This window comes from Streptomyces sp. NPDC051909 (assembly GCF_040681095.1).
Taxonomy (GTDB): Bacteria; Actinomycetota; Actinomycetes; order Streptomycetales; family Streptomycetaceae; genus Streptomyces.
The window spans coordinates 81,821-87,820 of record NZ_JBFAYA010000026.1 but is presented as its reverse complement, the minus strand read 5'-3'; the positions used below and the strand labels follow the sequence as shown (position 1 = coordinate 87,820).

The 6,000-nt window shown below is 70.7% G+C and carries 8 protein-coding genes; 4 read left to right on the top strand and 4 right to left on the bottom strand.

All coding sequences use genetic code 11. From position 1 onward, the window contains the following. The 3 genes from AB0M18_RS30675 to AB0M18_RS30665 all read left to right on the top strand — a co-directional run. On the top strand, positions 1 to 93 hold a 93-nt coding region (locus tag AB0M18_RS30675; RefSeq protein WP_132919430.1), incomplete at its 5' end, for an acyl-CoA dehydrogenase family protein. A gap of 38 nt (positions 94 to 131) precedes the next feature. Beyond that, positions 132 to 917: an electron transfer flavoprotein subunit beta/FixA family protein gene (locus AB0M18_RS30670; protein WP_365763745.1), complete on the top strand. Its 786-nt coding sequence runs from the start codon at positions 132 to 134 to the stop codon at positions 915 to 917. A gap of 33 nt (positions 918 to 950) precedes the next feature. Continuing rightward, entirely contained in the window at positions 951 to 1,907 is a 957-nt protein-coding gene (locus tag AB0M18_RS30665; RefSeq protein WP_365763743.1) for an electron transfer flavoprotein subunit alpha/FixB family protein, read from the top strand. Between the two features lie 68 nt (positions 1,908 to 1,975). Here AB0M18_RS30665 and AB0M18_RS30660 read toward each other — a convergent pair whose 3' ends face one another. The 3 genes from AB0M18_RS30660 to AB0M18_RS30650 all read right to left on the bottom strand — a co-directional run bounded on the left by AB0M18_RS30660 (position 1,976) and on the right by AB0M18_RS30650 (position 4,064). After that, positions 1,976 to 2,374: a zinc ribbon domain-containing protein gene (locus AB0M18_RS30660; protein ID WP_265867906.1), complete on the bottom strand. Its 399-nt coding sequence runs from the start codon at positions 2,372 to 2,374 to the stop codon at positions 1,976 to 1,978. 120 nt (positions 2,375 to 2,494) lie between these two features. Next, positions 2,495 to 3,214, bottom strand: coding sequence for a TetR family transcriptional regulator (locus tag AB0M18_RS30655; protein WP_365763741.1), 720 nt, complete (start codon positions 3,212 to 3,214; stop codon positions 2,495 to 2,497). Between the two features lie 88 nt (positions 3,215 to 3,302). Beyond that, positions 3,303 to 4,064 carry an SDR family NAD(P)-dependent oxidoreductase gene (locus tag AB0M18_RS30650; protein ID WP_365763739.1) on the bottom strand — a complete coding sequence of 254 codons (762 nt, stop codon included), beginning with the start codon at positions 4,062 to 4,064 and terminating at the stop codon, positions 3,303 to 3,305. Positions 4,065 to 4,221: 157 nt separating this feature from the next. On the opposite strand from AB0M18_RS30650, the gene AB0M18_RS30645 reads away from it, so the two are divergent. Next, the gene (locus AB0M18_RS30645) at positions 4,222 to 5,430 is read left to right on the top strand and encodes a transposase (RefSeq protein ID WP_365763737.1); all 1,209 of its coding nucleotides are present in this window, start codon (positions 4,222 to 4,224) and stop codon (positions 5,428 to 5,430) included. Positions 5,431 to 5,530: 100 nt separating this feature from the next. On the opposite strand, the gene AB0M18_RS30640 is transcribed toward AB0M18_RS30645, so the two are convergent. After that, a complete protein-coding gene (locus tag AB0M18_RS30640; protein WP_365763735.1) occupies positions 5,531 to 5,935 on the bottom strand; it encodes a hypothetical protein in 405 nt (134 codons plus the stop codon). Between the last annotated feature and the right edge of the window lie 65 nt (positions 5,936 to 6,000).

The window sequence follows — 6,000 nt, the reverse complement described above, 5'->3', positions numbered from 1 at the left end:
GTCGAACGCATGATGCGCGACGCCAAGATCACCCAGATCTACGAAGGCACCAACCAGGTCCAGCGCATCGTCATGGCCCGCAACCTCCCGTAATCGTCCGCCGCTTGAGGCCCTTTGAAAGGAGACAGGCCGTGACCCTGAAGATCGCTGTCTGTGTGAAGTACGTTCCCGACGCCACCGGCGACCGCGGTTTCGCCGACGACCTGACCACCGACCGCGAGGCCGTCGACGGCCTCCTCTCGGAGCTGGACGAGTACGCGGTGGAGCAGGCCCTCCAGATCGCCGAGGAGGCGGACGACGCCGAGGTCACCGTCGTCACCGTCGGCCCCGACGACGCCAAGGACGCGCTCCGCAAGGCGCTGTCGATGGGCGCCGACAAGGCCGTCCACGTCAACGACGAGGACATCCACGGCACCGACGTCATCGGCACCTCCGCGATCCTCGCCAAGGCCCTGGAGAAGACCGGCTTCGACCTGGTCGTCTGCGGCATGGCGTCCACCGACGGCACCATGGGCGTGCTGCCCGCGCTGCTCGCCGAGCGCCTGAGCCTCCCGCAGGTCACCCTGCTGTCCGAGGTCTCGGTCGAGGACGGGGTCGTGCGCGGCCGCCGCGACGGCGACGCCGCCAGCGAGCAGCTGGAGGCCCCGCTGCCGGCCGTCGTCTCGGTCACCGACCAGTCGGGCGAGGCCCGTTACCCCTCCTTCAAGGGGATCATGGCCGCGAAGAAGAAGCCGGTCGAGGAGCTGGACCTGGACGACCTCGGCATCGACGCCGACGAGGTCGGCCTCGGCGGCTCGTGGACCCTGGTCGACTCGGCCGCGGCGCGCCCGGCCCGTACCAAGGGCACGATCGTCACGGACGAGGGCGACGGCGGCAAGCAGCTCGCCGCCTTCCTGTCCGGCCAGAAGTTCATCTGACCCACCGTCACCATCCCTCAGGAGCAAGGAATCATGGCTGAGATCCTGGTTCTCGTGGACCACGCCGACGGTGCGGTCCGCAAGCCGGCCCTCGAACTGCTCACCCTGGCCCGCCGGCTCGGCGAGCCCACGGCGGTCGTCCTCGGCGCAGGCGACGCCGCGGCCTCGATCGCCGCGACGGCCGGCGAGTACGGCGCGGCGACCGTGTACGTCGTGGACGGCGCCGAGTTCGCCGAGCAGCTCGTCGTGCCGAAGGTCGACGCGCTCACCCAGATCGCCAAGGACAAGGGTGTCGCCGCCGTCCTGGTGACCTCCTCGGGCGAGGGCAAGGAGGTCGCGGCCCGCGTGGCGCTGCGTCTCGGCTCCGGTCTGATCACGGACGCGGTGGAGCTGGAGGCCGGCGAGACCGGCCCGGTCGCCACCCAGTCGGTGTTCGCCGCCTCGTACCAGGTGAAGTCGACCGTCTCGCACGGCGTCCCGGTCATCACCGTCAAGCCGAACTCGGCCGCCCCGGAGGCCGCTCCGGCCGCCGGCGCCGTCGAGAACGTGACGGTGGCCTTCACCGGCAACGCCGCCAAGGTCGTCTCGCGCACCGCCCGGGTGTCCACCGGCCGCCCGGAGCTCACCGAGTCGGCGATCGTGGTCTCCGGCGGCCGCGGTGTCGGCGCGGCCGAGGGCTTCGAGGTCGTCGAGAAGCTGGCCGACTCGCTCGGCGCCGCCGTCGGCGCCTCGCGCGCCGCGGTGGACGCGGGCTGGTACCCGCACTCCAACCAGGTGGGCCAGACCGGCAAGCAGGTCTCCCCGCAGCTGTACATCGCGGCGGGCATCTCCGGCGCGATCCAGCACCGGGCCGGCATGCAGACCTCGAAGACGATCGTCGCGGTCAACAAGGACCCGGAGGCCCCGATCTTCGACCTGGTCGACTACGGCGTGGTCGGCGACCTCTTCACCGTGCTGCCGCAGCTGACGGACGAGATCGGCACCCGCTGACGCAAGGAAGGAGGGGGCGGGTGGCACTCTGTGCCACCCGCCCCCTCCTTCGTGTCCGTGGGACGCGCTCAGAACCAGCCGTCGAGCGCGACCTCCTCGCAGAGCCGGACGACCGGCCGGCGGCCCGGTCCCGTGCCGTCGTGGAGCAGCCTGACCCGCACCCCGGGGCGCACCGCGTGCGGCGGACCGTCGACCCGGCAGCGCACCACGAAGCCCTCGGCCATGTGCACCGGCCAGAGGTCGGCCTCGGCGGCGGTGAAGGCGCGCCGCACGGAGATCACGCCCTCGCCGGCGCTGAGTTCGGGGGCCAGGTCGGTCGACCCGCAGGTCGGACACAGCAGGCGCTGGAAGGTGGTGGTCTGGCACCAGCGGCACACCTGGTAGTAGAGCTCCGGCTCGGCGGCCGACTCGTCGGCCAGGAGGGCGGCGGAGGACGTCCGCAGGCCCGTGGATCCCGTGTGGAACACGATGACATCTCCTTGCACTCGGCGGCTCGACCGTGCGTGGTGCAAAGATATGGCACTCAGTGCCAGCATTGAAAGACCTCAGTACCCTCAATTGACGATACTGAGATCCCTTCGTGTCCCTCAGTCCTCGCCCAGGCTCGCCTCGACCTCGCGCACCACGCGCCACATGGGGGTGGAGCGCTTGGTGATCACGACCACCACGTCCTCGGCCTCCTGCTCCCCCGCCGCCCCGCCGCCGGCCGGCACCGCGTCCGGGCTCAGCGTCTCGCGGACGAACCCGAGCGCCCGGTCGACCTCCGCCAGCGGGTCGCCCTCGCCGCCGGAGCGCAGCCAGTGGCGCAGGGTGTGGTTGTGCGCGGCGACCACGGCCGCGGCCACCACGTTGGCGCGCAGGGTGCCGTCGCGGCGGTCGGCGTAGCGGGTGCGCAGATAGTCGCCGAGGGTCTTCTCGTACCGCCAGACCACGGAGAGTTCGTACGTCCGCAGGCCGGTCACCTCGCGGGTGAGGCGGTAGCGCTGGACGGAGAAGGTGGGGTTCTCGGCGTACATGCGCATCACGAGCCGGGTGGCCTCGCAGACCCGCACCAGCGGGTCGTCGGAGTCCGCGCTCGCGGCGAGGAACTCGGTCATGTCGGCGAGGCTCTGCTCGTGGTCCGGGAAGACCACGTCCTCCTTGGACGGGAAGTAGCGGAAGAAGGACCGCCGGCCGACCCCCGCCGTACGGACGATGTCGTCGACCGTCGTCTGCTCGTAGCCGCGCTCCAGGAAGAGCTCGAAGGCCGCCGCGACGAGGGAGTCGCGCATCGAGGGCTTGGCGGGGGTGGCGGGGTTGCTGCTCATGCCCCGAACCTAGCACTCGGATCCCTCTCGCGGCGGCACTTGGTGCCATCGCCCAGGTCAGCGGCTCACCGCCGCCGTCTGCTCCGGCTCAGCGGGCCGCCATGCGCAGCGCGCCGTCCATCCGGATGGTCTCGCCGTTGAGGTAGTCGTGCTCGGCGATCATGGTGACCAGGCGGGCGTACTCGTCGGGGCGGGCGAGCCGCTGCGGGAAGGTGACGCTCGCCGCGAGCCCGGCCCGGACGTCCTCGCTGAAGCCGGCCATCATCGGGGTGTCCACGATGCCGGGGGCGACGGTGACCACCCGGATGCCGTACTGGGCGAGGTCGCGGGCGGCCGTGACGGTCATCCCGGCGACACCGGCCTTCGACGCCGCGTACGCGATCTGGCCGACCTGCCCCTCGAAGGCGGCGATGGAGGCGGTGTTGACGACGAGGCCGCGCTGCCCGTTCTCGTCGGCGTCCCGCTTGGCGATGACCTCGGCGGCCAGCCGCATGACGTTGAAGGTGCCGACCAGGTTGACGTCCAGGACCGCGCGGAACAGCGCCAGGTCGTGCGGGCCCTTGCGGCCCAGGATCCGGGCGGAGGGCGCGATGCCCGCGCAGTTGACCGCGAGCCGCAGCTCGGCGCCGTCCTCCTCGATCCGCGCGAGCGCCGCCCGCACCTGCTCCTCGTCGGTGACGTCGGCGGCGAGCAGGGTGACGCCCTCGGCCGGCGCCTCGGCCCCGGCGACGGCCTTGTCGAGGTCCAGGCCGTAGACGGTGGCGCCGCGGGCGGCGAGCGCGGCGGCGGTGGCGGCGCCCAGGCCCGAGGCGGCACCGGTGACGAGCGCGGCGGATCCTGCGATGTCCATCAAACCTTCTTTCGGAGAGACCACCGGCTTCAGCCGGAGGGGGAATCGAATCCTTGGAGCGGAGGCGCGAAGCGCCGGAGTTCACTGCGTTGTCAGTGGCGGAGGATAGGTTGATCGCATCAGCCGCGACCTGGGAAACCGGAGGAGGTGGGCCGCGTTGATGCGTGCGTACAAGTTCCTCCTGCGGCCTACGGTCCGCCAGGAGCAGGCTCTTGCCGAGATGCTGCGGGATCACTGCTCGCTCTACAACGGGGCCTTGCAGGAACGGCGGGACGCCTACCGGCACGCCTCGAAGACGAGCATCAAGTACGGGGATCAGTCCGCGCAGCTCAAGGAGATCCGGGCCTTCGAACCGGAGCGTCAGGGCCGCTGGTCGTTCTCCAGCCAGCAGGCGACCCTGCGCCGCCTGGACAAGGCGTTCCAAGCCTTCTTCAAGCGGGTCAAGGCCGGTCTGACGCCTGGATACCCGCGCTTCAAGGGTGTGGGCCACTTCGACACCGTGGTGTTTCCGAAGGACGGAGACGGCTGCCGCTGGGCCTCCACCCCGCACGATGCGCGAACCCGCGTCCGGCTCCAGGGAGTCGGGCATGTCCGCGTGCATCAACACCGGCCCGTGCGCGGTCAGGTGAAGACGATCAGCGTCAAGCGGGAAGGCCGCCGCTGGTACGTCGTCCTCGCGTGTGACGAGGTGCCCGCCGACCCTCTGCCGCCCACGGGCGCGGTCGTCGGCATCGACATGGGTGTGATGCACTTCCTCACCACATCCCACGGCGAGCACGTCGCCAACCCGCGCTTCCTCGAAACGGCGGCGGAGGAACTGACCGAAGCTCAGCGCGTCCTCTCGACGTTCCCGATGCGCACTCGTCAGCGGACGAAGAAGCACCAGGCCGCAGCCCGGAAGGTCGCCAGGCTGCACGCCAGGATCCGTCGCCAGCGTCTCGACCACCACCACAAGACCGCCCTCGGCCTGATCCGCGACAACGACGTGATCGGGCACGAGCGGCTGAACACAGCGGGCATGACCAAGACGCCCGCGCCCCAGCCCGACCCCGCGCAGGATGGCGCGTTCCTGCCGAACGGTGCCGCCGCGAAGGCCGGGTTGAACAAGAGCATCCTCGATGCGGGTTGGGGGATCTTCCTCGGAATCCTGGCGCAGAAGGCTGAGAGTGCCGCTCGCCGCGTGATCCCGGTGGACGCCCGCAACACCTCCCGCACCTGCCCCGAATGCGGGCATGTCGCGAAGGAGAACCGCGTCACCCAAGCGAAGTTCGAATGCGTCCGATGCGGCTTCGCCGAGAACGCCGACATCGTGGGCGCGCTGAACGTCGAGCGCAGGGCCGGGCTGGCCCTCTGCGACGCTGCTTAGCCAGCGACGGAGGAAGCCCGCGACTTCAGTCGTGGGTGGAGTCACGAATCTCCTCGTACGAAGCGGCGGCCCGGAGCCGGGCCGCCTCAGGTGTGCACTGCTACTTCCATTCCCAGACCCTGGCCGTCGCCTTGTCGTTCGCGTCCGTCTCGAACTCGAAGACTCCGGCGCAGCCGTTGAGCCGGGTGAACTTCGCGGACGCGGTCTCCCAGAAGAGGGCACCGCGCCAGCTCACTCCCCCGGACTCCGTGAAGCGGCCGACTCCGGAGCCGTGCCAGGTGACGGTCTCGCCGTCCCGGGTCATCACGACCCCCTGGCCTTCTCCGAAGAGCGTGCCGTCGGCGCCCAGGACCGACTCGTACGTGCCCATGTCCGTGATCTCGGCACCGAGCATCGTGCCGGAGGCCCGGAAGGACGCCTCCATGACCGGGTGGCCACCGTCCGTGGCCAGCACCCGGAACCCCGTGACCTCTCCCTGTTCCTCACCGATCAGATCGCCGAGCATGATGGGACTCCTCTCCGGAACCTGCGGATCGGGATCCCCTCTTCCGGAGTACGCCCGGCGGCACA